This is a genomic window from Photorhabdus sp. RW14-46, assembly GCF_963887965.1.
Lineage (GTDB): Bacteria > Pseudomonadota > Gammaproteobacteria > Enterobacterales > Enterobacteriaceae > Photorhabdus > Photorhabdus laumondii.
In genome coordinates this window covers 42681-69028 of record NZ_CAWPHH010000013.1, presented here as the reverse complement: position 1 = coordinate 69028, position 26348 = coordinate 42681, and the positions used below count along the sequence as shown (strand labels likewise).

The 26348-nt window shown below is 41.5% G+C and carries 28 protein-coding genes and 1 pseudogene; 17 read left to right on the top strand and 12 right to left on the bottom strand.

What is annotated here, in order from left to right:
- Positions 1–130: 130 nt before the first annotated feature.
- Positions 131–475: a RidA family protein gene (locus AACQ38_RS12705; RefSeq protein ID WP_011146382.1), complete on the bottom strand. Its 345-nt coding sequence runs from the start codon at positions 473–475 to the stop codon at positions 131–133.
- Between the two features lie 100 nt (positions 476–575).
- Here AACQ38_RS12705 and AACQ38_RS12700 point away from each other — a divergent pair, with 100 nt between their 5' ends.
- From AACQ38_RS12700 to AACQ38_RS12690, 3 genes are all read left to right on the top strand, one after another.
- Complete coding sequence (locus tag AACQ38_RS12700; protein WP_165578279.1) at positions 576–2486, top strand: helicase C-terminal domain-containing protein; 1911 nt, start codon at positions 576–578, stop codon at positions 2484–2486.
- Positions 2487–2553: 67 nt separating this feature from the next.
- On the top strand, positions 2554–3249 hold the full coding sequence (gene tsaB / locus AACQ38_RS12695) for a tRNA (adenosine(37)-N6)-threonylcarbamoyltransferase complex dimerization subunit type 1 TsaB (RefSeq protein WP_113024457.1): 696 nt from the start codon (positions 2554–2556) through the stop codon (positions 3247–3249).
- Between the two features lie 83 nt (positions 3250–3332).
- Complete coding sequence (locus tag AACQ38_RS12690) at positions 3333–3911, top strand: Slp family lipoprotein (protein ID WP_113024458.1); 579 nt, start codon at positions 3333–3335, stop codon at positions 3909–3911.
- Between the two features lie 286 nt (positions 3912–4197).
- Here AACQ38_RS12690 and AACQ38_RS24100 read toward each other — a convergent pair whose 3' ends face one another.
- The gene (locus AACQ38_RS24100; protein ID WP_445260625.1) at positions 4198–4365 is read right to left on the bottom strand and encodes a GNAT family N-acetyltransferase; all 168 of its coding nucleotides are present in this window, start codon (positions 4363–4365) and stop codon (positions 4198–4200) included.
- A gap of 412 nt (positions 4366–4777) precedes the next feature.
- On the opposite strand from AACQ38_RS24100, the gene fadD reads away from it, so the two are divergent.
- Positions 4778–6460 (top strand): long-chain-fatty-acid--CoA ligase FadD, encoded by a 1683-nt coding sequence (gene fadD / locus AACQ38_RS12685; RefSeq protein ID WP_058589217.1) that lies wholly within the window; start codon positions 4778–4780, stop codon positions 6458–6460.
- A gap of 95 nt (positions 6461–6555) precedes the next feature.
- Entirely contained in the window at positions 6556–7683 is a 1128-nt protein-coding gene (rnd, locus tag AACQ38_RS12680) for a ribonuclease D (RefSeq protein WP_011146389.1), read from the top strand.
- A 147-nt stretch (positions 7684–7830) separates the two neighbouring features.
- On the opposite strand, the gene minE is transcribed toward rnd, so the two are convergent.
- The 3 genes from minE to minC are packed head-to-tail and all read right to left on the bottom strand — an operon-like array spanning position 7831 to position 9623.
- A complete protein-coding gene (gene minE / locus AACQ38_RS12675; protein WP_011146390.1) occupies positions 7831–8100 on the bottom strand; it encodes a cell division topological specificity factor MinE in 270 nt (89 codons plus the stop codon).
- Between the two features lie 3 nt (positions 8101–8103).
- On the bottom strand, positions 8104–8916 hold the full coding sequence (minD, locus tag AACQ38_RS12670; protein ID WP_011146391.1) for a septum site-determining protein MinD: 813 nt from the start codon (positions 8914–8916) through the stop codon (positions 8104–8106).
- A gap of 23 nt (positions 8917–8939) precedes the next feature.
- Positions 8940–9623: a septum site-determining protein MinC gene (minC, locus tag AACQ38_RS12665; protein ID WP_011146392.1), complete on the bottom strand. Its 684-nt coding sequence runs from the start codon at positions 9621–9623 to the stop codon at positions 8940–8942.
- A 144-nt stretch (positions 9624–9767) separates the two neighbouring features.
- Here minC and AACQ38_RS12660 point away from each other — a divergent pair, with 144 nt between their 5' ends.
- The 6 genes from AACQ38_RS12660 (at position 9768) to AACQ38_RS12635 (ending at position 12673) form a co-directional block, all read left to right on the top strand.
- Complete coding sequence (locus AACQ38_RS12660; protein WP_041380069.1) at positions 9768–10040, top strand: YcgL domain-containing protein; 273 nt, start codon at positions 9768–9770, stop codon at positions 10038–10040.
- Positions 10041–10391: 351 nt separating this feature from the next.
- On the top strand, positions 10392–11048 hold the full coding sequence (locus AACQ38_RS12655) for a fumarylacetoacetate hydrolase family protein (RefSeq protein WP_011146394.1): 657 nt from the start codon (positions 10392–10394) through the stop codon (positions 11046–11048).
- Between the two features lie 24 nt (positions 11049–11072).
- Positions 11073–11504: a YcgN family cysteine cluster protein gene (locus AACQ38_RS12650; protein ID WP_011146395.1), complete on the top strand. Its 432-nt coding sequence runs from the start codon at positions 11073–11075 to the stop codon at positions 11502–11504.
- A gap of 108 nt (positions 11505–11612) precedes the next feature.
- Positions 11613–11747, top strand: a complete 135-nt coding sequence (locus tag AACQ38_RS12645) for a hypothetical protein (RefSeq protein ID WP_278249246.1) — start codon at positions 11613–11615, stop codon at positions 11745–11747.
- 62 nt (positions 11748–11809) lie between these two features.
- Positions 11810–12451: a hypothetical protein gene (locus AACQ38_RS12640; RefSeq protein WP_011146396.1), complete on the top strand. Its 642-nt coding sequence runs from the start codon at positions 11810–11812 to the stop codon at positions 12449–12451.
- Positions 12452–12550: 99 nt separating this feature from the next.
- On the top strand, positions 12551–12673 hold the full coding sequence (locus tag AACQ38_RS12635) for a hypothetical protein (RefSeq protein ID WP_255563020.1): 123 nt from the start codon (positions 12551–12553) through the stop codon (positions 12671–12673).
- Here the strand turns inward: AACQ38_RS12635 and AACQ38_RS12630 are convergent.
- From AACQ38_RS12630 to AACQ38_RS12620, 3 genes are all read right to left on the bottom strand, one after another.
- The gene (locus AACQ38_RS12630) at positions 12645–13265 is read right to left on the bottom strand and encodes a hypothetical protein (protein WP_058589216.1); all 621 of its coding nucleotides are present in this window, start codon (positions 13263–13265) and stop codon (positions 12645–12647) included. The genes AACQ38_RS12635 and AACQ38_RS12630 overlap by 29 nt on opposite strands.
- Before the next feature lie 323 nt (positions 13266–13588).
- Positions 13589–14002 (bottom strand): heat shock protein HslJ, encoded by a 414-nt coding sequence (gene hslJ, locus AACQ38_RS12625; protein WP_011146398.1) that lies wholly within the window; start codon positions 14000–14002, stop codon positions 13589–13591.
- Positions 14003–14023: 21 nt separating this feature from the next.
- Positions 14024–15028, bottom strand: coding sequence for a 2-hydroxyacid dehydrogenase (locus AACQ38_RS12620; RefSeq protein ID WP_165578277.1), 1005 nt, complete (start codon positions 15026–15028; stop codon positions 14024–14026).
- 240 nt (positions 15029–15268) lie between these two features.
- Here AACQ38_RS12620 and AACQ38_RS12615 point away from each other — a divergent pair, with 240 nt between their 5' ends.
- Genes AACQ38_RS12615 through AACQ38_RS12605 form a run of 3 tightly spaced genes read left to right on the top strand, consistent with a single transcriptional unit; the run spans position 15269 to position 18429 of the window.
- Positions 15269–17896 (top strand): YdbH family protein, encoded by a 2628-nt coding sequence (locus AACQ38_RS12615; RefSeq protein WP_207631858.1) that lies wholly within the window; start codon positions 15269–15271, stop codon positions 17894–17896.
- The gene (locus AACQ38_RS12610) at positions 17893–18090 is read left to right on the top strand and encodes a YnbE family lipoprotein (protein WP_011146401.1); all 198 of its coding nucleotides are present in this window, start codon (positions 17893–17895) and stop codon (positions 18088–18090) included. Before AACQ38_RS12615 ends, AACQ38_RS12610 begins: the two co-directional genes overlap by 4 nt.
- A gap of 12 nt (positions 18091–18102) precedes the next feature.
- Entirely contained in the window at positions 18103–18429 is a 327-nt protein-coding gene (locus AACQ38_RS12605; protein WP_011146402.1) for a YdbL family protein, read from the top strand.
- Between the two features lie 67 nt (positions 18430–18496).
- Here the strand turns inward: AACQ38_RS12605 and AACQ38_RS12600 are convergent, their stop codons facing one another.
- Complete coding sequence (locus AACQ38_RS12600; protein WP_058588717.1) at positions 18497–19099, bottom strand: FMN-dependent NADH-azoreductase; 603 nt, start codon at positions 19097–19099, stop codon at positions 18497–18499.
- A 302-nt stretch (positions 19100–19401) separates the two neighbouring features.
- Between AACQ38_RS12600 and hrpA the strand changes: the two are divergent.
- The 3 genes and pseudogenes from hrpA to AACQ38_RS12585 form a co-directional block, all read left to right on the top strand.
- Positions 19402–23133 (top strand): annotated as a pseudogene (hrpA, locus tag AACQ38_RS12595) (ATP-dependent RNA helicase HrpA); the annotation flags it as partial.
- 168 nt (positions 23134–23301) lie between these two features.
- Positions 23302–23754, top strand: a complete 453-nt coding sequence (locus AACQ38_RS12590; RefSeq protein ID WP_165578275.1) for a hypothetical protein — start codon at positions 23302–23304, stop codon at positions 23752–23754.
- 112 nt (positions 23755–23866) lie between these two features.
- On the top strand, positions 23867–24751 hold the full coding sequence (locus AACQ38_RS12585) for a hypothetical protein (protein WP_113049499.1): 885 nt from the start codon (positions 23867–23869) through the stop codon (positions 24749–24751).
- A gap of 115 nt (positions 24752–24866) precedes the next feature.
- Here AACQ38_RS12585 and tssD read toward each other — a convergent pair whose 3' ends face one another.
- Genes tssD through AACQ38_RS12570 form a run of 3 tightly spaced genes read right to left on the bottom strand, consistent with a single transcriptional unit; the run spans position 24867 to position 26241 of the window.
- On the bottom strand, positions 24867–25352 hold the full coding sequence (gene tssD, locus AACQ38_RS12580; RefSeq protein ID WP_112872317.1) for a type VI secretion system tube protein TssD: 486 nt from the start codon (positions 25350–25352) through the stop codon (positions 24867–24869).
- 8 nt (positions 25353–25360) lie between these two features.
- Complete coding sequence (locus tag AACQ38_RS12575) at positions 25361–25882, bottom strand: hypothetical protein (protein WP_165578274.1); 522 nt, start codon at positions 25880–25882, stop codon at positions 25361–25363.
- Positions 25879–26241 (bottom strand): tlde1 domain-containing protein, encoded by a 363-nt coding sequence (locus tag AACQ38_RS12570; protein ID WP_011146407.1) that lies wholly within the window; start codon positions 26239–26241, stop codon positions 25879–25881. Before AACQ38_RS12570 ends, AACQ38_RS12575 begins: the two co-directional genes overlap by 4 nt.
- Positions 26242–26348: the final 107 nt, after the last annotated feature.

Genomic DNA, 26348 nt, shown 5'->3' with positions numbered 1-26348 from the left:
GTTATTGCAACTAAATTAACAGGGGAAATCATATCTTACTTATATTAATAACACCTATTGGGATATTCTGAATAACCTCCATATAATTAAAATATAAATGTAGGCGATAGAGAATATCCCAAAATTAATATTAAATACCTGCGATAACTTTTATTTCGACTTTATATTTGGGGTTCATTAGTTTAGCTTCAACGGTGCAGCGTACTGGTGCGCTTCCTGCAATAACCCATGCATCCCAGGCGGCATTCATGCCAGCAAACTCTTTTCCATCAGCTAGGAAAAGAGTGGCGTCGATAATTTTGCTTTTATCAGAACCGAGACGCTGTAACATAATATCAATAGCGGCCAGTGTATTCGCTGTTTGCTCAGTAATATCACCATCCAGGTTTTCCGGTACGGCGGTGTAGTAAATGGTTTTATTGTAAACTACCGCTTCGGACCAGCGATCTTGAGGATCAATACGTTCAATTGTCATGGATATTCCTTCCTGTGAATGACTATCTGCCTGATTTTGGGTGGTGATCAGAACATACTATTGGCATAATCTCCATCCATTCTATTGAAAGAGACGGTTTGTGTCAGACGATTTTGCGAAAAATGGTGCCCTTGCTAAAGCAATAACCGGTTTTAAACCCCGTGATGCTCAAAGAGAAATGGCAGTGGCTATTGAGTGTGCGATTAAAAATCATCAACAATTGGTTGTAGAAGCAGGCACGGGAACAGGTAAGACATTTGCCTATTTAGCACCCGCGTTGCGTTCTGGGCAGAAAGTTATCATTTCTACAGGTTCTAAGGCATTACAGGATCAGCTCTATAATCGTGATTTACCGACAGTCGCTGAAGCAATTAATTTCACCGGCAAATTGGCGTTGTTGAAAGGCCGTGCAAATTATCTGTGCTTGGAACGGTTGGAACAGCACTCTTTTGGGGGCGGACAATTGGAAGCAGAAATTCTGTCAGATATTATTCGGCTAAGAGGCTGGTCTTCACAAACTGAAGAGGGTGATATCAGTACTTGTCACCAAGTGGCGGAAGATAGCCAGGTTTGGCCGTTGGTAACCAGTACGAACGATAACTGTCTAGGCAGTGATTGTCCGCGTTATCAGGAATGCTTTGTTCTCAAAGCTCGCCGTCGGGCAATGGAGGCGGATGTTATTGTTGTTAACCATCATCTGTTTATGGCGGATATGGTAGTGAAAGAAACGGGATTTGGTGAGTTGATCCCGCAAGCAGAAGTCAAAATATTTGATGAGGCACATCAAATCCCTGATATTGCCAGTCAATATTTTGGTCAGCAATTAAGTAGCCGTCAACTGATGGATCTCTCCAGAGACATCACTATGGCGTATCGCACGGAAGTCCGGGATCAAGTTCAATTACAAAAGAGCGCAGATCGTCTGAGTCAGAGTACACAAGATTTCCGGCTAGCGTTGGGAGAGAACGGTTATCGGGGTAATTTGCGGGAGTTATTGCAAAATCCGCAAGTGCAGCGGGCATTGGTATTGCTTGATGATGCGCTTGAGCTTTGTTATGACGTGATGAAATTATCTTTAGGGCGTTCAGTCATGTTGGATGCGGCATTTGAAAGGGCAACAATTTATCGTAATCGTCTTAAGCGCTTGAAAGAGGTGACTATCCCCGGTTATAGCTATTGGTTTGAAAGTTATGGTCGCCATTTTCTTTTAGCACTCACACCGCTGTCTGTTGCCGATAAATTTAGTGAGATAATTAATGAGCAATCCGGTTGTTGGGTGTTCACCTCAGCGACACTCTCTGTTAACGAGCAACTTTCCCATTTCACTGAACGGCTAGGTTTAAAACAGGCGAAAATGTTGTTACTACCAAGTCCATTTGATTATCAAAGTCAGACACTACTTTGCGTTCCCCGTCATCTACCATCACCAAATCAACCTGGTAGTGCAAAATGGTTGGCAGAGATGCTCAAGCCACTCATTGAAGCCAATAAAGGTCGATGTTTCTTTTTATGTACCTCACACCAGATGATGCGCAGTCTGGCTGAGGCATTCCGTGCCAACATGACATTGCCGGTTTTGGTTCAGGGGGAAACTAGCAAGGGTCAGCTACTTTCGCAATTTATTGCTGCCGGCAACGCTTTATTGGTGGCAACCAGCAGTTTTTGGGAAGGTGTTGATGTGCGCGGTGAGGCGCTTTCCTGTGTCATTATCGATAAATTGCCCTTTACGGCACCGGATGATCCGCTGTTAAAAGCCCGTATTGAAGATTGCCAACTTAGAGGTGGTGATGCATTTAATGAAGTTCAGTTACCAGATGCGGTGATTAGCCTGAAACAAGGTGTCGGGCGGCTTATTCGTGATATTGATGATTATGGCGTCGTTGTTATTTGTGATAATCGTTTAGTGATGCGTCCATATGGTGAAGTGTTTTTGAATAGTTTGCCACCTTCACCACGAACCCGGGATTTAACGAAAGCGGTTGCTTTCCTGCAAGCTCGGCAATCTGAGTAAAATCGACTAGGCTATGATAAAATAGCACTTTATTTTGAATTATATTTCTTGCCGAGGTGCTTGAGGCATGCCTGTACGAATTCTGGCTATTGATACTGCAACGGAAGCCTGTTCTGTTGCTCTTTGGAATGATGGTGCCGTTTTGGCACAGTTTGAAATTTCTCCACGTGAACACACGCAACGCATTTTACCTATGGTTCAATCTGTTCTGGCAGAAGCCGGGATGAGTTTACAGCAGCTTGATGCTTTGGCTTTTGGCCGTGGGCCGGGTAGTTTTACCGGTGTGCGTATTGGTGTTGGTATTGCTCAGGGCTTGGCTCTGGGGGCTGAACTGCCAGTGATTGGTGTGTCAACGCTCAATGCAATGGCTCAAGGTGTTTTTCGTCTGCTAGGTGCAACTCAGGTATTAACCGCCATTGATGCCCGGATGGGAGAGGTTTACTGGGGGCAATATATCCGTAATCAGCAAGGTGAATGGCAAGGACGTGAAACAGAAGCCGTGCTGAAACCGGAACAGGTACAGACATTCATGGCTTCATTGAGTGGCGATTGGGTGGTTGCGGGTACTGGCTGGCAGGCTTATCCTCAGTTGATGGCAAGTCATTTAACGCTAACTGATAGTAGTATCACATTACCTCATGCTGAAGATATGTTACCTCTGGCAATACAGATGTGGCAAAACGGTGAGGTGACGGCTGTAGAACATGCTGAACCGGTATACTTGCGTAATGAAGTTACTTGGAAAAAATTACCAGGCCGTTAAGTATCTATTGATGAAACTTGTAGTAAAAGAAAGTATCAAATAGATAGAGTTATTTTAAACATCATTTTCAGGAGAAGGTGGTTATGTTAAGAGTAATAAACTACCGGACGAGTGTTAAGGCGCTAATCTTGTTAGGTGTTGTAATGCTTACAGGCTGTATCACCGTTCCTGATTCAGTAAAAGGAACGTCACCAACGCCTGTTCAAGATCTGCTTTCTGTTAAGAGTACGCCTGAGTTGTTTATTGGTCAGGAAGGGCGATTCGGCGGCAAGGTACTTGGTGTAGTGAATGAAAATCATCGTACTCGTCTGGAAATATCGTCATTGCCATTAGCATCGGATGCCAGCCCAGAATTAGATGAGCCTTCCCTTGGCCGTATCTATGTTTATGTTAATGATTTCCTTGATCCTGCCGATTTTAAAGGAAATTACGTCACTGTCGTAGGTCCGATAGTGGGATTGAAAAAGGGAAAAATTGGTTGTGCGGATTACGATTATGTTGTGATTAATGCAATGGGTTATCAACGCTGGAAAGTTGTTCAGAGAGTATTGATGCCTTATGGCCCGGGGCCTTGGAATTATTATGGCTATCCATATTATTCAGGTTGGGGATGGAATTGGTATTCCGACCCCGCACCTGTTGAGACTATTTTGACCAGATAGAGTTATCTACTTTGTGACATTGTAACTTTCTTTCCAGTTTGAGCCGCCGCAATAATATGTGGCGGTAATTTATCTGTTATTTCCTCTCTATCTTTGGATTGATCGTTAATTTCATCGCAATTCTTGCACCGAAACCCGCAGTCATCACTTCTACTAGAATTTTCTGTAGTTCATTAGGAATATCATGCGATTGCAGTATGACAAAACCGAATTTGTCATATAATTTGCGACTTGGTAGAAAATGACGAAAAGTTATGAGGTAAAGTGTGGTTTCCTTGTTTTGTTCTCATTGCTCAATGATTACGCTAAGCAGGGTACTGGCAATACTTTGGCCATGATATTTCGGCAACACATCAATCTCAGCTAGTAGCATCAATTGATTTAAGCGGCGGATTAGCGCAAATCCAACCAGTTTTTGCTCACTTTCAGCGACCCAAAGTTGCTGTTTCTGAATACCTGATTCACTCCCTTGTCGTCGCGATGCATCTTGAAATCCATAAGGTATATAATAATTTTTTATTAATATTGATTTTTTAATAATGCATTGGAATAGATGAAAGCAATAAATGCTATTTCAAAAATGCTATCTTAAGCAAAAAATAAGTAGGTCAATGTATAATCAATAGCTACAAAGTTAAATATTAACTATGGCAATAATATACTGATAAGTAAAAATAATTTACAGATAACACAATTCCCTTTGTTTTTATGTATCAGGATTAACGTGAAATTAGTGATGTGTATCTCAACCTGAACAATGTTTCTTTTTTAAACTGGTACGCTGAGTTAATAATTTGTTAAATCAAAGCGTGCGTTATTTATTAGGCGAGTGATAACATAGCAATTAAAATTTCAGGAGTACTACCTTGGAGAAAGTCTGGCTAAAACATTATCCGGCGGATGTTCCTGCGGAGATTGACCCGGATCGTTATGCATCATTGGTTGAGATGTTTGAAAATGCCGTAGCGCACTATGCAGATCAACCTGCATTTATCAATATGGGTGAGATTATGACCTTCCGTAAGTTGGAAGAGCGTAGTCGGGCGTTTGCAGCATATTTGCAAAATGGTTTGGGATTAAGTAAAGGAGATCGCGTTGCGCTGATGATGCCAAACCTGCTGCAATATCCCGTTGCACTGTTTGGTGTTCTACGTGCAGGTATGATTGTCGTAAATGTAAATCCGCTATATACGCCACGGGAGCTTGAACATCAGCTTAATGACAGCGGCACTTCCGCTATTGTGATCGTCTCCAATTTTGCCCATACATTGGAAAAGATCGTTTTTAATACTAAAGTTAAGCATGTTATTTTGACGCGCATGGGTGACCAACTATCTCGTCCTAAAGGTACGCTGGTTGATTTTGCGGTGAAATATATCAAACGGCTGGTACCGAAGTATAATCTGCCTGATGCTATTTCATTTCGTTGTGCGATACAGAAAGGTTATCGCATGCAATATGTAAAACCAGAGATTAACGGTAATGATTTGGCTTTTCTGCAATATACTGGTGGCACCACTGGCGTAGCTAAGGGCGCTATGCTGACTCACCGTAATATTTTGGCAAATCTTGAACAGGCAAAAGCGGTTTATTCTCCATTATTACGTGTAGGCCAAGAGCTGATTGTTACGGCGTTGCCTCTCTATCACATATTTGCGTTAATGGTGAATTGCTTGTTACTTATTTACTTGGGTGGGTGCAATCTTCTGATTACTAACCCGCGTGATATTACGGGTACAGCTAAAGAATTAGGTCGTTATCCGTTTACTTCTGTCACCGGGGTAAATACATTGTTTAACGCCTGGTTGAATAATGAAGAATTTAAGAAGCTTGATTTTTCTACGCTGCGTCTGGTTGTTGGTGGTGGTATGCCGGTACAGAAAGCGGTTGCTGAGAAATGGGCAAAAGTGACAGGCACCAATTTGCTTGAAGGTTATGGTCTGACAGAATGTTCACCTTTGGTTTCCTGTAATCCTTATAATTCGAAACATTACACTGGCAGTATTGGTTTCCCGGTCTCTTCAACAGAAATCAAACTTGTGGATGATGATGGTAATGAGGTAGAGATGGGCCAGCAGGGAGAATTGTGGATACGTGGCCCACAGGTGATGGCCGGTTATTGGAATCGTCCTGATGCAACAGAAGAAGTGTTGAAAGATGGTTGGGTAGCAACGGGTGATATTGCGAATGTTAATGAACAGGGTTCCATTCATATCGTAGATCGTAAAAAAGATATGATTTTGGTTTCTGGTTTCAATGTGTATCCTAATGAAGTTGAAGATGTTGTATCAGCTCACCCTAAAGTGCTAGAGTCAGCAGCAATAGGGGTATCAAGCGAAAGTTCCGGTGAAACTGTCAAAGTATTTGTGGTTCGGATAGATCCTAGTTTGACCGAGGATGAACTTAAAACCCATTGTCGTCGTTATCTAACAGGGTATAAAGTACCAAAGATCATTGAGTTCCGGGATGAATTACCTAAGTCTAATGTAGGTAAAATTCTTCGTAGGGAACTGCGTGATGAAGAGGAAAAGGTCAGGAATGTAGCATAGCCTGAGATCCTCTTCATAATATTGATAAGCACGACAACGCCGGTATTAGCCGGCGTTGTCGTGCTTATTCCATGAATGGCTAAGAGAACTATGTTTTGAATTATCAGTTGATCACCACAGATGCTCAGTTGCAACAAGTTTGCGAAGGGGCAAAAAAATACTCAAAAGTAGCATTGGATACTGAATTTGTACGCACACGGACGTATTACCCGCAATTAGGTTTGATACAACTGTATGATGGCGAACAACTTTCTCTGATTGATCCACTTAATATCACCAACTGGCAACCTTTCCGTGAGTTAATTACTCATCCTCAAATATTGAAGCTGTTACATGCTGGCAGTGAAGATTTGGAAGTTTTTCTGAATGCTTTTCAATGCTTGCCAGAACCGATGATTGATACTCAGGTCCTGGCGGCTTTTATTGGGCACCCGCTTTCATGTGGCTTTGCCGCGCTGGTGGCTGAATATATTCATGTCGAGCTGGATAAAAGCGAATCTCGCACTGATTGGCTTGCTCGCCCGTTAAGCGAAAAACAGTGTGAATATGCAGCCGCAGATGTTTATTATCTGTTGCCTTTGGCGGATATCTTGATGACTGCAACAGCGCAGGCCGGATATATGGAGGCTGCGACGGGTGAGTGTCGGCTTATCAGTCGACGCCGTAAAGAGATATTGGAACCGGAATCTGCTTATAAACAGATAGGCAATATTTGTCAATTACGTCCCCAACAGCTTGCGTGTTTGAAAAAACTGGCTGCATGGCGTTTGAGTCAGGCCAGAGAACGCGATTTAGCCGTAAACTTCGTCATTCGTGAAGAAAACTTGTGGCAGGTAGCGCGTTATATGCCAACTTCTCTGGCAGAGTTGGATGCGTTAGGGTTAAGCGGGCAGGAGATTCGTTGTCATGGTCGCCGTCTATTGGCAATGGTTGCTGAAAGTGGAAATATTCCAGAAAGTGAATGCCCGCCGCCAATGACGAACTTGATTGATCAACCGGGTTATCGCAAAGCATTTAAGGATATTAAGGCGCTGATCCATCAAGTCAGTGAACAGCATAGATTTAATTCTGAATTATTGGCATCTCGTCGTCAGATTAATCAATTACTTAGTGTTCACTGGAACTTGAAACAATTAAATGACAAACCTGAACTGCTTAGTGGATGGCGGGGAGAATTGCTGGCTGAGCCAGTTGCAGAGATTCTGGCGAACTATCCTGATTAATCCATATCAGGGCCTTAGCCTGATGCCAGGCTAAAGCGCGAGAAAGGGGTTCCCGTTAGGGTTACCCCATCTCAGACTGCCACATAATGAGTTTGGTTACTTTGATGGCGGTAATGATAAAACAGCCCTGTTTATCTGCTATCTGCGTTATTTTTGAGTTTCTTCTGCCTCAGGTAATGTTATATTGAGTTCCAGCACGGAAATATCATCACCTTTCTGTTCAAATTGTACAGAGAGCATATCAGGATCGACCTGTATATATTTACAGATTACCGCCAAGATATCCCGTTTCATATCAGGCAGATAAGCAGGTTCAGAGTCACCACGGCGACGCTCTGCCACGATGATTTGCAGCCGCTCTTTAGCGATATTTGCTGTCGTTTTTTTTCTCGACAGAAAGAAATCTAGCAAGGCCATGTTTTACCCCCCAAACAGGCGTTTTAAGAAGCCTTTTTTCTCTTCTTCAATGAAGCGGAAAGGACGTTCTTCCCCTAATAAACGTTCAACAGTATCTGTATACGCTTTTCCTGCATCGGATTCTGTATCCAGAATAACCGGTTCTCCTTGGTTAGATGAACGCAGTACAGATTGATCTTCCGGGATAACACCGATTAAAGGAATGCATAAAATTTCCAGAACGTCTTCCATACTGAGCATATCACCACGACTTACACGACCTGGGTTATAGCGGGTTAATAGCAGATGTTCTTTAATCGGATCTTCACCCCGTTCAGCTCGTCGAGATTTAGAAGCCAGAATACCCAGAATACGGTCTGAATCACGTACAGAAGAGACTTCAGGATTGGTTGTGATGATCGCTTCGTCAGCAAAATAGAGTGCTATCAACGCGCCACTTTCAATCCCAGCCGGGGAGTCGCAGATAATAAAATCGAAACCTTGTTTATCCAGATCAACTAAAACCTTCTCAACGCCTTCAGAGGTGAGAGCGTCTTTATCGCGGGTTTGTGATGCAGGCAAGATATAAAGATTCTCGGTACGTTTATCTTTAATTAATGCCTGATTAAGCGAGACGTCACCTTGGATAACGTTCACGAAGTCATAAACTACGCGGCGTTCACATCCCATAATCAGATCGAGGTTACGCAGGCCGATATCAAAATCGATAACGACGGTCTTTTTACCTCTTTGAGCAAGGCCGGTAGCAATGGCCGCGCTTGAAGTGGTTTTGCCAACGCCACCTTTACCTGATGTAACAACAATAATGCGTGCCATGAAGTGATTCCTTATTAAAAGGGCTAGATTAAAGGTTCAATAGTTAATTCATTATTTACCAGGCTAAGTTTTGCGGCTTTTCCTGCTAATTCAGTCGGGATTTTATCGCCGAGCCAATATTGCCCTGCGATAGAGATAAGTTCAGCATTTAAGTGGGTGCAAAAAACCAGACACTCCTGATCACCGGATGCACCGGCTAATGCCCGACCACGCATCATACCGTAGATGTGAATATTGCCGTCTGCAATCAATTCGGCACCGGCGCTTACATTACTGGTAACAATAAGATCACTGCCTTGGGCATAAATCCTTTGACCTGAGCGAACAGGTAAATTAATTACACGGGTTTTTTTAATCGCGGGTTCGGCCGGTTTATCTTCCTTTGCCGAGGTTTTTTGTTTTTTTCCTTCACTCAGTAGTGGTAAGGAGGCTTTTATTACCGCCCTGCGTTGTTGCTCATCACGACAACCACTCATTCCGACAATACGGAATCCTGCTGAATCAATAGCGTGATGCAGTGCTTTCAGATCAGCGTCTGCCGGCAGAGCGGAGATATTAATGACAACCGGTGCATTTTTCAGGAAATCCGGTGCTTGTTCCACTTTTTCCTGTAGGGCCTGTAGAATGATTTCTGGTTGGTCATTGTGTAAATGAACAACCGAAAGCGTAAAATTACTGCCTTTTAGCTCAATTGGCGACTGTGACATCTATCCTGCCTGACTCAGATTCAGCAAATTTGAGATCCCCCCAGAACACCCCCTGGGATACGATATTTAGAAATACAATAAACATGTTATAATTACTGAATTATTCAAGCAAGTTGTGACCTGAATTTAAAAGAGTTTATTATAATGATTTGTGCGATCTACAGCAGTCCGAAAAGGGAGCAAACATATCTTTATGTTGAAAAAAGAGATAATTTCTCTCGTGTTCCCGAAGAGTTACTGAAAAGTTTTGGACAGCCCCAATATACAATGATGATCTCTCTGGCAGACAGAAAAAAGCTAGCAGGCGCTGACATCGAAAAGGTAAAAATATCGTTAATTGAACAGGGTTTTTACCTGCAAATCCCCCCTCCGGTTGAAAACTTAATGAATGCACATCTGAGCCAGATGGAAAAATAAGAAGAATCCAGAGGTTTGATGAGCAAAATTAACCGTCGGCGCAGTTTTATTAACCACCACAATATTCACAATAAGTTGTGCTTTTAAAGGGAAACAATCTGGTTTGCTTCTCAAAGGAAAGATTTCCCTATTTTGCGATCACGCTTGGCGTGGTGGCCGATAAGATGGGGCAATAAGTGCTATAATTATGGGTATGTTGCCTAATATACCCAATGGATTTCAAGATGGATCGCGACGGCAAGGGAGCGAATCCCCGGGAGCATAGATAACGATGTGACCGGGGTGAGCGAGTGCAGCCAACAAAGAGGCAACTTGAAAGATAACGGGTATAAACCAGAGTGAGAAACGAATATGTATCAACACAGAGACTGGCAGGGGGCATTACTGGATCTTCCTGTCAATAAAGTGGTTTGCGTTGGTAGTAATTACGCTAAACATATTAAAGAGATGGGGTCTAAGCCAGCGGAAGAGCCAGTCGTTTTTATTAAGCCGGAAACTGCACTGTGTGATATACATCAGCCAATTGCCATTCCAAAGGATTTTGGTGTTGTTCATCATGAAGTTGAACTGGCTGTACTGATTGGTACGCCGTTGAAACAAGCAAATGAAGAGCGAGTTGGTGCCGCTATCGCGGGTTTGGCTGTTGCATTGGATCTCACTTTGCGTGATTTGCAATCTAAATTCAAGCAAGCGGGTCAACCGTGGGAAAAAAGTAAGGCGTTTGATGGCTCTTGCCCGATATCTGGGTTTATTCGAATAAGCCACTTTGGTGATCCACAGAATGTCCAGTTTTCACTGACGGTCAATAATGAGCTACGGCAGAACGGTAATAGTAACGATATGTTGACACCCATCGTTCCCCTGATCAGCCATATGTCGCACTTTTTTACTTTGCGGCCGGGAGATGTGATTCTCACTGGTACACCGGAAGGTGTTGGCGCACTGAAACCTGGTGATGTGTTAAAGGTTACTCTGAATGATAATTCACTCACTACCAGAGTGATTTGAATAATATAAGGAATAGTAGAAGTTATGTCTCAGCCTTTCTGGCAGGTAAAAACCCTAGATCAGATGACGGATGAAGAATGGGAGTCATTATGTGATGGTTGTGGACAGTGTTGTTTACATAAATTGATGGATGATGATACCGATGAAATTTATTTTACTAATGTTGCTTGCAATCAACTCAATATAAAAACGTGCCAATGTAAAAATTACGAAGATCGTTTCAGATATGAACCGGATTGTATCAAATTAACCCGTTATAATTTGCCGACTTTTGCATGGTTACCAATAACTTGTGCATATCGTTTGCTAGAAGAAGGGAAGCCATTATTACCGTGGCATCCTCTGATTAAAGGTTCTAAATCAGCAATGCATAGCGAAAGAATTTCGGTTAGGCACATCGCTGTACGGGAAATTGATGTTGTAGAATGGGAAGATCATATTATTAATAAACCTTGATAATGATTTAACTCACTATAATTTAATAAATTATTTTCTGTGTTTCCCAGGTTGGGAAGAGCGAAGTTAACCAGTGGGCATATCCCCCAAAAATGAACTAAAGGTTGATTGTATACCCAATGGATTTCAAGATGGATCGCGACGGCAAGGGAGCGAATCCCCGGGAGCATAGATAACGATGTGACTGGGGTGAGCGAGTGCAGCCAACAAAGAGGCAACTTGAAAGATGACGGATATATATAATTGCATCTATACTATTACCATTAGGTAATTGAACCTGTGGTCTATTATAGGAAGCATAAAGTATGCCAATACATGTGGGAAACATAGAAAAGATTACCAATGATTTCATCCAATTGAGTGAGTTAGAGTTCAATCGTGTTCTGTATGATGCTCTTGATTCCTCTGGTACTAATATTGTGCATGATGTGGATGAACTCATTTTTCCACCTGGTTACCGGTTGATCAGGGTTGATAACAGGCTAGATTTGGATGATATAGATGAGCCCTACTTTGAATTAGCGCTACTTAGTGACGAAACAAAAGAAGTCGTTTATTACAACAAAGTTATTATATTAAGTGATTTGGTGCTTAACTGTCGTCTCGCTTCGCAGATACTTGTGTGGCGAACGAGGAAGCCACAACATAAAGCGGCATTAAGTGATTTGGCCGCTAAAATCTTTTTCCACTATCTGATTAAAGCCTATGATGTTGTTGCTTCAAATATGAGTCAAATAATAGAAGGCACCTCTTTTTGGCAAGCCAGAATGTATGAGGCGTTACAGTTTGGGCTTTATGTTTATGGCTATGATGTTATGACCTGTGAATTAAGAAATATTTTAGCTGAAGATGATGTTAGTAAAGAGCAGAGTTGGTTGTGGGGTCATGCGGAATATTATATGGATAGACTGGCAATTATTTCCAGGATCAAACTGCCTAATAAGTAATTAATTTACTTAGGTTATATCTGAGGTGAATATACCTTATGGATTTCAAGATGGATCGCGGCGGCAAGGGAGCGAATCCCCGGGAGCATAGAGAGCTATGTGACCGGGGTGAGTGAGTGCAGCCAACAAAGAGGCAACTTGAAAGATAACGGGTATATAATGGTTCGAACTAACTCGAACCATTATCAATTAATTACAAAGCGCCGGAAATCCAAACATTAATTTTATCATAGAACGATTTAATTGATTCCCATGCTCTGCTTATCCATTCAGAGAGTTGCCTGGCGGCATCAAGTATAAAATTTGAAAGTCTGCCAAATAAACTGGAGAAGAATGCATTAGTTTTTTCCATAAAACTTTGTATTGCTGCTCTGGCATTAGGAAATTGTAATCCGAATTGAATGGCTTTATCGTAACTTGTATCAATTTGTCTGTTGTTCTCATCTTTGGTTCTTTGACGAGATTTATTCATGTTATCGATCCAGTCTTGGTCTGCATTGTCTGGATCAGTGGCAATCGCTTCCTGATATTTCTGTGTGCTATTAGTTACACTTGTCTTAGAGACGTTTACTGTTGAATTAGCACCAGATTTCACGGAATCTTTCAATTGATTAATAATACCATCTACTTCCTTGTTTTCAGTAATATCTATACTTTCGTATTGTTCCCCAAGCATATTTGCATATGCCTGGAGTTCAGGTGTTGATGGCATAAATGGTTCAGTTTTAGAACCACTTAACATATGCCTTGCGTGTTGGCGCATTTCGTTCATGAGGTTGATAAATTGAATATCAGTCAGTGCAATATTGGACATAAATTATTTCCTTTTATTTAGTTAGTAAACTATTTATTAAATGTAAAAAGTGTATAACTCTTTATTTAAGTTAGAAGGAATAAGTTAAAAATAAGTTATATTATCTATATTTATTTATGTCAATTTTGGTTCTCCTATAATGTTTAAAAGTTTAATGTCTGCGGTAAATTTATTGCTTAGATATTATATCTGGAAGTGCCGGAGAATAATTTCCGGCACCTAACACATAAAACATTTGGATAAACAGAGTTTAATCTTGAGTCCATTCAAGGAATTTCACTCTGCTAAATGTTTAATGCTAACGTTATAAATGATTTTTTTGATTACTTAACTTTATAAACCAATGTATTGTCGGGGTGAGATAGTGTCAGTTTTTGATCTTTCAACTTCACCTTAACGCCATCGGCTAATACTTGACCAATCAGGTAATCCCATCTATTCAATTTTTCATCAGAGCAAAGCATCTGAGTGCTGGCCAGGTTTTTAACGGTCAGTACACCATTTTTCAGTTTACCTTGACCCATGAAGAGATTACACATGGAACCAGAAACATGCATTTTTTCCCCGAATTCAATGGTTGGTACGCGACCATCTTGATTTTTCACGCCTTCGCCATTAACGCTCACTAGAACAAATTTGTGACGTTGTAAATCATCAACTGACACGTTTTCTACCGCAGACGCTTGGAATGTGGCTAACAATAAAGTTGCTGTTGCCAAAGGTAGTATTTTTTTCATGTTTATCTCCTATATATTATTTTAAGGGTACTTACTAACAATATTTGGGCAATTTTTTCCGTTGATTAATTGCTGGATATTTCTCAGCGTAGTTTCACTGATACTGGTTAAGGCTTCTTCTGTCAGAAATGCCTGATGACCGGTAAACAGCACGTTATGACACGAAGACAAGCGACGAAAAATATCATCTTGAATTACGTCATTAGATTTATCTTCAAAGAAGAGATCGCGTTCATTCTCGTAAACATCCATACCCAGAGCGCCAATTTTTTGTTGTTTTAATGCGTTAATGGCTGCGACGGAATCAATTAGAGCCCCTCGGCTGGTATTGATGATCATTACGCCGTTTTTCATTTTACTGAAAGCAACTTCATTCAGCAGATGATGATTTTCTGGTGTTAACGGGCAATGAAGAGATATGACGTCGGATTGTGCATACAGCGTACCCAGATCGACATATTGAGCACCGAGATTCAAAACAGCTTGATTGGGGTAGGGATCATGAGCTAGCAGACGCATACCAAATCCGTTAAGAATACGTAGAGTTGCAATACCAATCTTGCCGGTTCCGATAATTCCCGCTGTACGGCTGTGCATATTGAAGCCAATTAAGCCTTCAAGAGAGAAATTGGCGTCACGGGTACGTTGATAAGCTCGGTGGATACGGCGGTTTAAGCACAACATTAATCCGACGGTATGTTCAGCAACAGCTTCAGGGGAATAGGCTGGAACCCGTACAACCTGAATACCCAATTCTTCAGCTGCATCTAGATCGACATTATTAAAACCTGCGCAACGTAATGCGAGGATTTTTATATTCATTTCAGCTAATTCTTCAAGCACTTTACGGTCAGCATTATCGTTGACGAAAATACAAACAGCGTCTGCACCAGTAGCGTTTTTGGCCGTTTTTGAACTGAGAGGGAAATCGAAAAACTCGAAATCATAACCAAATCCGAGCTTTTTATTGACCTGCTCCAGATGTTTATGGTCATACTGTTTGGTACTGTAAACGACTAATTTCATGGAATTATCTCCGCTATAATTTAAGTAGCTAATAAATTGTTTTGGGCTTAAATTATTGCTGACGTAAAGGGTTAAATAAACCAATAAATTAATTAACTCTATAAGTGTATTGCTTGTTGTTCCCCTATATGTTCAACATAATTTTCTTAATAATCAATGTCTTAGTTTAAGACGTGTCTGCTAAATTATGGAATAACAATAGAAGTAACCGATCTAAGGCTTAATAAGGAGAGCAAGGAATTGATAACCAAAGGGTTAAAAATATTCATTACCATACTGATGTTATCGGTATTGCTGATAGCAGTGGGATGGTTTTCTATTCCTCATTGGTTACCTAAGGTCACTGGTCGCTGGTTACCTCCAGGTATGATGGTTTCATTGAAACAACCAAAATGGAAAAATGGGGCTTTGCAATTGGATGATATTTCATTGCAGGTGAAGGATTGCAGGCTTATTCGTGTATCGCGATTATCTGTTAGTTACCCATATTCAGAGATAGATAACAGTTATCATTGGCGATTAAATGCCGCAGATATTAGCGGGGATATCAATTGCCTAAATCAGTTACCTAAATCGACACAAAGCCATGATCCACTGTCTGTTGCTGATATTTTAGCTCTTATTCCACAGGGAAGTTTGTCCGTGGAAAATCTTTCTTTTCATCCCTGGCAAGATTTTGCTGGAAGACTAGAATTCAATTCCTCTTCTCAGGGGCAAGAACTCAGTTATCAGGGGAAGAAGGTTAAATTGTCAGCGCATATTTATGGTAAGGAATCGCTAGTTATTGACCAACTGGCAATTAAATTACCAGAACAGGAAATCAGCCTTAATGGTGAAATGACATTACCTCTTAATGTGGACAAATTACCGCCTCATGGTGATGTAAAAGGTAAAATTATTGCCAGGCAATATGCGCACCCGCTGAATATCAAGTTAGGTTGGCGAGGGACATCCGGCAAACTTATTATCGGCGAAGAGGGGACAACAGTACCTTTGGCCGAATTGCCTTGGCAGTTTAACCAAGACCAGTTTGATATTACTGATGGTAAATGGCAGTGGACGAGTGCGGAACAACCTCTTGCGGGAGGAGTGAATATTAAGATTGCTCATTGGCAACAAGGGTTGGATAACCTGCTAATGAGTGGTCGTATAAATTTGGTCACTCAGGGTAAACGTGGTAAAGCGAATATTGTGTTAACGATAAAACCGGGCCGGATAAATTCATTAAATACGCAATTTCCTTTGCAATTAACGGGTCAGATTAATGTGCAGGATATGATGATGGCTATGTCATTGCCTGCGATAATTGATGGTCCGCTGGTTAATCCGAAAATGACTTTCCAGTCAGGTTCGTTGTTTCGGGTTTGGGGGCGATTGTCTGATGAGTTTATGGTTAAAGATGCCCGATCACCGTTAGCGGGAACTTATCTGACACGTGAAGGTTTTACGGGTCGGTTACAGGCGATTGTTAATGCGCAACACCGTGACTGGGGAAAATTCCGTTTGCATCTAGATGGTCATGCCGAGGATTTTATGCCGGATAAAGGCTATTGGCGTTGGAACTATTGGGGAGATGGCTATTTGCCGCCACTACAGGCTAAATGGGATATCGTTGGAAAAGGGCGTTGGCATGACACATTGATTAACGTCAACGAAATGACTACCGGTTTTAATGTGATTAAGCACGGTATGATCCGGGTGGATACGCCGCGTCTACAATTAACAAAACCATTGGAATGGCAACGTTCAGAGAAATCGCCCGCCTTTAAGGGTGAGTTACGGCTGACAGCGAAGAAAACATCATTTCGGTCCGGTGGCTTTTTGCCCCCTGCTGAGCTGACAGCAAAATTGACAGGAGAAAGCCCGAATAACTTTATTGTTAATGGTGATCTTTCATCAAGAAATATTGGTCCGATCCCTTTTTACAGTCGTTGGGATGGAGCAAGATTGCGTGGTGAAGCGCGTTGGCCTACTCAATCCTTACTTGCATTTCAGCCGTTGGTACCTAAAGATTTAGGCATAAATTTACGATCAGGTGATCTTTATGCGCAGGCCGCTTTTTCTGCCACACGAGGGCAAGGTTTTGTTGCGGGGGGACACTGGGTAGTAAAAAATGGCAGCATGTGGCTTAAAGAGGGTGAAATCAGTGGACTTGATTTTGTCTTACCGTGGCGGCTGAAAGAGAGTATCTGGCAATTTGGTGTTAAATCGCCGGTTCAACTACGAGTGAAAACGATTAATAACCTGTTTGAAATGCGTAACTTGACGGCGGACTTACAGGGATTTTATCCACCATCGGAACAAAAACCGCTGGAATTGACTAATGTGAATGTAGGTATATTGGATGGACAGATTAACTTAGATAAATTAAGGCTTCCTCAGCATCATCCTGCTATTTTGGCGCTTGATAAATTGGAGTTAAGTCGCCTTCTTACTGTGTTGAAAGTCAAACAATTTGCGATATCCGGCAAAATCAGCGGAAAATTGCCGTTGTTTATTAATAATGAACGTTGGATAGTTCAGCAAGGTCAGATTACCAATATCGACCATATGACCTTACGTCTGGATAAAGACACGGTAGATTCCATTAACAAAGATAATATTTCCGCTGGTGCCGCTATGGATTGGTTACGCTATTTAGAAATCAGTCGCTTACGGGCGCAGCTCAGTCTTGATAATTTAGGGATTCTGGCACTTAGCGCTGAAATTCAAGGTGTTAATTCATTAAGAGATAAAAAACGGCAAGTCAAGCTGAATTACCATCATGAAGAGAATATCTTTCACTTATGGCGCAGCTTACGGTTTGGCAACAATCTTGAAGATTGGTTACAGCAAAATATCTCTGTATTAAATGGGAGTGATAAATGACAAAACAAACTGGAATGAAGCTGTTCTTACTATCAATGGGGCCTTTAATGCTGTCAGGTTGTATACGCCTTGAAGTGGCAACACCGGAGAAGCCCATTAATATTAATATGAATGTCAAAATTGAGCATGAAATTCAGATAAAAGTAGACAGGCAAGTTGAAGAGATGCTCAAGAATAACACGGGTTTATTCTAGGGGGTTGGCATGATGAAGAGAACAGGTACGGGAATATTGTTATTGGCTAGTGTATTGTTCAGCTCTTCCGTTGTAGGAATGACTCTGAATGAGGCAAAGCAGAAAGGATTGGTTGGTGAAACTTTCAGTGGTTATCTGGCTATAGTGAAAACAGATAATCAGGCACAAGCTTTGGTGGCAGAAATTAATCAAGCCCGTGAGAAAAAATACGCAGAAATTGCGGCTGGCAATAATATTTCTACAGAGCAAGTGGCTAAACTTACTGGCGAAAAATTGGTGAATAGAGCTGAACCTGGTGAGTATGTGCGTGGTATTAATGGTAAGTGGTTGAAGAAATAAAAGCGCGTCGAATGACGCGCAAAAAACAGCAATATAAATGTATGAACTATGAACAAAAAAGTGGCTATCAGGAAGCTATTGCTTGCAAAACTTCACGGGCGGTTTGTTGCGCTTGATTTGCGGCATCAGGGCCTAACGCGACACCTTCGGTAAATACAAACTCTATATCAGTGAGCCCAATGAAACTTAGGAACAGACGCAGATAAGGCACTAACAGATCACTGGGGCCATCTTTATGGATGCCGCCACGGCTGGTCAGGATGATGACTCGTTTGCCTTTTAGCAGACCTTCTGGGCCATTCTCGGTATAACGGAAAGTCACGCCAGCACGCGCTATCATATCAAAATAGCTTTTCAGTTGGGTTGGAATGTGGAAGTTGTACATAGGTGCAGTAATAACAATAACGTCATTATCCTGCAATTCCGCAATCAGTTCGTCAGATAGTGCTAACGTCTCTTTTTGGCGAGCGGTCATTTCATTGCCACTCGGACGCAATGCATGAACCAGTTCATTATCTAGAGCAGGAATGGATTGTGCAGTCAGATCGCGTACTGTAATGCTGTCATCGGCATGATTGGTTTGCCACTTTTCAATGAAGAAATCTGCCATTTGGTTAGTATGTGAATGCTGCGCCATAATGCTGGATTTAAGAACCAGAACTTTACTCATGTTTATTCCTTAAGTTAACTTTTGGTAATTCATTTGTTAATCACGATATAGTTATTTTATGAGTTATTGACTTATGGTAACAGATCAATATTTAGAGAATAGGATTCAAATTTATTGAAAGACTTTTATCCGCGTTGATATAACGTGGTGGAAATATCAGCTGAAATTATTGCCAATAAATAGGATATGCTACTATAGTCGTCAATAAGAACCATGTTATCAATAAGAACTGCGTCATCAATAAAAGCTGGCTAATCAGTAAAGTTAAGAAGTTACAAGGATCAATATAAGTGAAAGAGTCTCAGAAAATCATTAACCGTCAGGCTGCTTGTCCAACGATCAAATATCCAGAAAACTTGCCCGTCAGCCAGAAGAAAGATGATATCTACAAAGCTATTCGTGACCATCAAGTTGTCATTATTGCCGGTGAAACCGGTTCGGGTAAAACAACCCAGATCCCGAAAATTTGTCTTGAACTAGGTCGGGGAATAAAAGGCATTATCGGTCATACTCAACCCCGCCGATTGGCTGCTCGCGCGGTTGCCAATCGTCTGGCGGAAGAATTGGAAACCTCCGTGGGTTCTGCTGTTGGTTATAAAGTCCGGTTTAGTGATCATGTGGGTGATAACACGTTGGTTAAACTGATGACCGATGGTATTTTGCTGGCGGAACTGCAAAATGACAGGCTACTTAAACAGTATGACACGCTCATTATTGATGAGGCGCATGAACGCAGTCTGAATATTGATTTTATTCTGGGTTATTTGCGCCAATTACTGCCAAAACGTCCCGATCTGAAAGTGATCATTACCTCCGCGACTATCGATCCTGAGCGCTTTTCTCGCCATTTTAATCATGCGCCAATTATCGAAGTTTCTGGTCGAACCTATCCGGTAGAAGTGCGTTATCGTCCTGTCATGGGGGAAGATAATGGTGGAGAGCGGGATCAGCTTGAGGCCATTATTGATGCTGTTGATGAACTCAACCGTGAAGGGCCTGGGGATATTCTGATCTTTATGAGTGGAGAGAGGGAGATTCGTGATACAGCCGATGCGCTGAATAAACTGAATCTGCGTCATACCGAAGTACTGCCATTATTTGCGCGTCTTTCTAACAGTGATCAGAATCGGATTTTCCAGTCACATACGGGGCGGAGAATTGTGCTGGCAACTAACGTGGCAGAAACCTCGTTGACGGTACCGGGAATTAAATATGTGATTGATACCGGGTATGCACGTATTAGCCGTTACAGTTATCGCACGAAAGTACAGAGATTGCCGATTGAACCCATATCACAGGCGTCGGCTAATCAGCGAAAGGGGCGTTGCGGACGTGTATCTGACGGGATCTGTATCCGGCTGTATTCAGAAGACGATTTCCTTTCTCGGCCAGAGTTTACTGATCCAGAAATCCTGCGTACTAACCTGGCATCGGTCATTCTGCAAATGACGGCAATTGGTCTTGGGGATGTCAGTGCATTTCCATTTGTGCAACCGCCTGATAAACGTAATATTCAGGATGGTGTTCGGCTTCTGGAGGAGCTTGGGGCTATTGACCAAGGCGCAATGGCTAAGAGTCATTACCGTCTTACATCAATAGGGCGACAGCTTGCTCAGCTCCCGGTTGATCCTCGGCTGGCGCGTATGGTATTGGAAGCTCGTCAACATGGTTGTGTACGTGAAGTGATGGTTATCACTTCTGCGCTATCTATTCAGGACCCAAGAGAGAGGCCACTGGAGAAACAGCAGGCTTCTGATGAGAAACACCGTCGATTTGCTGATAAAGACTCCGATTTTATTGCATTTCTGAAATTATGGGATTTTTTGAAAGAGCAGCAAAAGGCACTCTCCTCTTCACAATTTCGCAAGCTTTGCCGTCAAGATTATCTTAACTATCTGAGAGTCAGAGAGTGGCAGGATATATATACCCAGTTACGACAAGTTGTGAAAGAAATTGGCCTGTCGGTAAATAGTCAGGAGGCAGATTACCGAGGTATTCATACTGCGTTACTTTCTGGGCTGTTATCTCATATCGGCCAAAAAGATACCGATAAACAGGAATATACTGGTGCGCGTAATGCCCGTTTTGCTATTTTTCCTGGTTCTGGCTTATTCAAGAAACCACCTAAGTGGTCAATGGCAGCGGAATTGGTTGAAACTAGTCGCTTGTGGGGACGTATTGCTGCGCGAATAGAACCTGAATGGGTTGAACCGTTAGCCGGGCATCTGGTGAAGTATCATTATAGCGAGCCGCACTGGCAAAAATCTCAGGGTGCGATAATGGCTAGGGAAAAAGTCACTTTATATGGTTTGCCAATTGTGGCTAGTCGTCTGGTTAATTACAGCAAAATTGATCCAATGCTCTGCCGTGAGTTGTTTATCCGCCATGCGCTGGTGGAAGGCGACTGGCAAACTCGACATGCATTTTTCCGAGCGAATCTGAAATTACGTGAGGAAATTGAGGAGCTAGAACATAAATCCCGTCGTCGTGACATTTTGGTGGATGATGAAACCTTGTTTAGTTTCTATGATCAACGGCTACCTCAGGATGTGGTTTCTGCTCGCCATTTTGATCGCTGGTGGATGAAGACAGGTAAAGAGCAACCGGACTTGCTTAATTTTGAAAAAAATATGTTGATCAAAGGCGATGCCGATAAAATCAGTGCGCTGGATTACCCTAATTACTGGTATCAGGGGGCATTGAAATTACGGCTTAGTTACCAGTTTGAGCCGGGCATGCAAGCTGATGGTGTGACAGTTCATATTCCGCTGCCGGTGTTGAATCAGGTTAAGGATGAAGGGTTTGATTGGCAGATCCCCGGTATTCGTTATGATCTGGTTGTTGCGCTGATTAAATCATTGCCGAAACCGGTTCGTCGTAATTTTGTCCCTGCACCAAACTATGCTCAGGCATTTATGGAGCGGGTAGCTCAACCGCAATCAACCTTGTTAGATAGCTTTGAGAAAGAGTTACGGCGAATGACGGGTGTTACGGTGTCACGTGATGATTGGCAGTTAGAGCAAGTACCAGAGCACCTCAAAATGACATTTCGAGTGGTAGGAGAGAAGAATCGGACTATCGCGGAAGGTAAAGATTTATCTGCACTGAAATTACGCTTGAAAGAGAAAGTTCAGGAGACACTTTCCGCTGTTGCTGATGATGGAATTGAACAGAGTGGGCTGCACATTTGGAGTTTTGGTGAATTACCGGGACGGTATGAGCAGAAACGTGGTGGTTACTCGGTCAAAGCATTTCCAGCGCTGGTGGATGAAAAAGAGAGTATCGGTATCAAATTGTTTGAAACCGAACCGGAGCAAAAAATTGCCATGTGGGAAGGTACCCGTCGCCTGTTGTTGCTCAATATTCCCTCACCAATTAAATACTTACATGAGAAATTGCCGAATAAATCCAAATTGGGGCTCTATTTTAATCCTTATGGCAAGGTATTGGATTTGATTGACGATTGCATCTCTTGTGGTGTGGATAAATTGATGACAGTGAATGGTGGGCCCGCTTGGAATGAGCAAGGTTTTATTCAGCTACAGGACAAAGTTCGGGCTGAGTTGAACGATACTGTCGTGGAAATAGCTAAGCAAGTGGAACAGATACTCACCACCATTTTTGCTATTAATAAACGCCTTAAGGGGAAAATTGATATTTCGCTGGCCTTGGCGTTATCGGATATCAAAGAGCAGCTTTCTGGTCTGATTTTCAAAGGGTTTGTTACCACTAATGGTTGGAAACGTTTGCCGGATGTCCTGCGTTATCTGCAAGGCATTGAGCGCCGTATTGAAAAATTGGCGATTGATCCGCACAGAGATAGAGCGCAAATGGGGCGTGTCGAAAATGTTCAGCAACAGTGGCAGCAATGGCTGGCGAAATTATCACTGCAACAGAAACAGTTACCTGAGGTGCAAGAGATTCGTTGGATGATTGAAGAACTGCGGATCAGCTTGTTTGCTCAGCAACTGGGCACGCCATATCCGGTCTCGGATAAGAGAATTTTGCAAACGATGGAGCAAATTGCTTCCTGATCAAAGAAGACTAAAGGTGGCTCAGGTTATTGACAAAGTGCTGGTTTTTTATCCAGCACTTTGTTTTAATTAAGTCCTGTCCACCAAACGGAGATTGCCGTTATGGATTTGTTCTTACAGAAGCAATAGTATCGAATGTGAAGCAGCAGTAAACATATGAGGAATATCATGACGTTAGAGCAAATATCATTTGCTTACCCGGTACATATCAGACAAGGAATGTTAATTGATGTGATGCACCCTCCTAGTATGTGGATATATGCTGATAGTTTTCCATCTGTAGAGTATCTTAATGTAGCTTTAGGCGTTTTCTTGCGTAAAGATGAGTTGTATTACACTAAAATTGACGTGTTCTTTGATGATAAATCGGTTCTTGATGATCAAGATAAGGGAAATGATACAGCATACATTCACTTGTCTGGTTTTACGTCTACAGACCAATATATTATGGTTTCATCAATGACATTAAAGAGGGTTCACTTGCCCAATGAAGGTGTTTATAAGCTTATTGGTGAGCTGTATTCGGGGGAATTAGGCAGCGCAGATAGCAAAGTTATATACCCTATGGATTTCGAGATGCATCGCGACGGCAAGGGAGCGAATCCCCGGGAGCATAGATAACTATGTGACCGGGGTGAGTGAGTGCAGCCAACAAAGAGGCAACTTGAAAGATAACGGGTATAGACGTAAATGAGAGTTATTTTGTTGTTACATCTAAAGTGGAAGGTAAGTGATGGCTAAGATTTACGAATTCTCTGCCAATGATATAGCAACTATTGAAAGTCATAAACATTTGCCCAATACTATGAAGTATGGAAACGGCAATGGTGGTGGAGGTGGTGATATGTTGGAAGCTCGTGTAGCAAAACTTGAATCAGACGTTGAGCATATCAAAGCCACAATGAGCGATGTGAAGGCTGATCTGAAATCAGTCATCAGTGATGTTGGCACAATGAAGACCGACGTTGCTGTTATCATGCAAAAATTAGATGTAATCAATAATACTTTGTCTAAGAAACCAAGTGAAGAACAGCTTAATGCCAGATTAACAAAGTCAGAGAATAGATTTGATTCCAAATTTACAGAAGTAGAGGGCAAGTTTGACGCCAGATTAACAAAGTCAGAGAATAGATTTGATTCCAAATTTACAGAAGTAGAGGGCAAGTTTGACGCCAGATTAACAAAGTCAGAGAATAGATTTGATTCCAAACTTACAGAAGTAGAGAGCAAGTTTGATGCCAGATTAACAAAGTCAGAGAGTAGATTTGATTCCAAACTTACAGAAATAGAAGGCAAGTTTGATGCCAGATTAACAAAGTCAGAGAGTAGATTTGATTCCAAACTTACAGAAATAGAAGGCAAGTTTGATGCCAGATTAACAAAGTCAGAGAATAGATTTGATTCCAAACTTACAGAAGTAGAGGGCAAGTTTGACGCTAGATTTACAGAAATCGAGAACAAATTTGATAACGCTATATCTCGAATTGAGTCATCTATTGAAAAGAGTTCATTGTCTTTTGATGGCAAATTAAAGGGTATGCAATTAACCATTATTCTTTGGATACTTGGCTTGCCGTCTCTGGCTTTCGCTCTGTATCGCATTTATCTTCTACTCTAAAATCATAATCAGTACCTAGTAAACACTTTTAATCTGACAGAGACCTACATAAACTACCGGTAACTGTCAGCTCAAGTCTAACCTAATACATATTATCGCTTATAGGGATAAGTAGTTATACCTTTTCAGCCCAACTATCAGAATGAACTATATTTCCATCATTGTGCTTCCAGGTAATTTTTTCGTAGCGAAGTTCAACGATTTCCATATGATTGAATTTCTCTTTTGAAACGTCTTTTATATCGAGCATAACAGGAACAATATTAACCACTTTTACATTTTCCATGAAAGTATTGAAATACTCTTTTTCTTGCCCATGTTCATTTACTTTATACCATTTTAACTCTGCTGATTTTAACGTTTGTCCCGTGGTTAATGCCTTATAAAGGTATGGGGATGACGAATCAATTTCTTTCTCAATCATAAATGGAAGGTGTTTCCTCGTTCCAGTTAATTTTCCTGTATTATCATCAGTGGGGATACTGACGCTATGATGAAGACCTAAAATCTCAATACTGCCTTCTCTACCATAGACATCAACGGAACCTTTAATATCTGCTCCGCCGTCGTCTTTTATGTACATATATAAAGGAATAGCCATTATTAATCTCATTCAGAAAACGATTTTGAATTACCGGTGGCAGAAATAAGCTTTTGTAAGCATTTTTCACCACTTTTACTTTTATACAGTGCCCGAATACTATCAACGACATACTGATTTAATTCTGCTTCTGTTCCTTGATAAAAAGGTAGCGAACAAACAGAATCAGTGCTAATTGAAACATTGGAATCATCAAGAATAGATAATACTCCGTTTACGTTTTTAGGTAATGCAGTTGCTAATGCTGTTGATAGCGTTTCTGATGAATGGGCATCACTTCCCTTTGCAAGTAAAGGAGCCACCTTGAGCCATATTATATCTCCACTTGCAATATGATCTGTTATATAATTCCATTCTCCGTTATCCCCTTCTGGCATATTTTTAATTACTGCTCTTGCACCTTGCTGTTTTATTTGTAGGCTCAATTGCTCTGGTGTTAAATTCGGATATGGATTTTTAGCTGTAATATGGCGATCCACGGCCAGTGAGTTAAATGATACTAGCATTAAAAACAGGATCAGTTTTTTCATTCGACTACCAGAATTGTATCGCTAGAGTTGGCTATCTCTTTTCTGAGATTATAGCCGTTTATAATGATGCAGCCATGTGATGCCTGACGGTATGTGCCATCCCGTCTGTCACCATGTATTCTAAAAAGAGAGCGTCCAAACGTATTAGTTCCCATAATAGGATCTAATATCACGGTAACCTTGGTTATTGAGTTAGAATAACCGTTGATTCTGTAATAACCACGAGGAATTGGCCCTTCACCTTCAACCTGTTCCATAGAGGGATTATTTATTCCAGCTCCATGACCGCTATAGCCCTTTGCAATAAAAGAGCCATTATGTGTAAGTACACCAGTGCCTTGTGAATATTTCCACGTCATAACTTGTTTCCATTAGTAAATATTAAGAAATTTAACTTTAAACTTAATAAACATTTTTAAAAGCATAATTTTGTAAATAAAATAAATTTTTTGTAAATTAATAAATT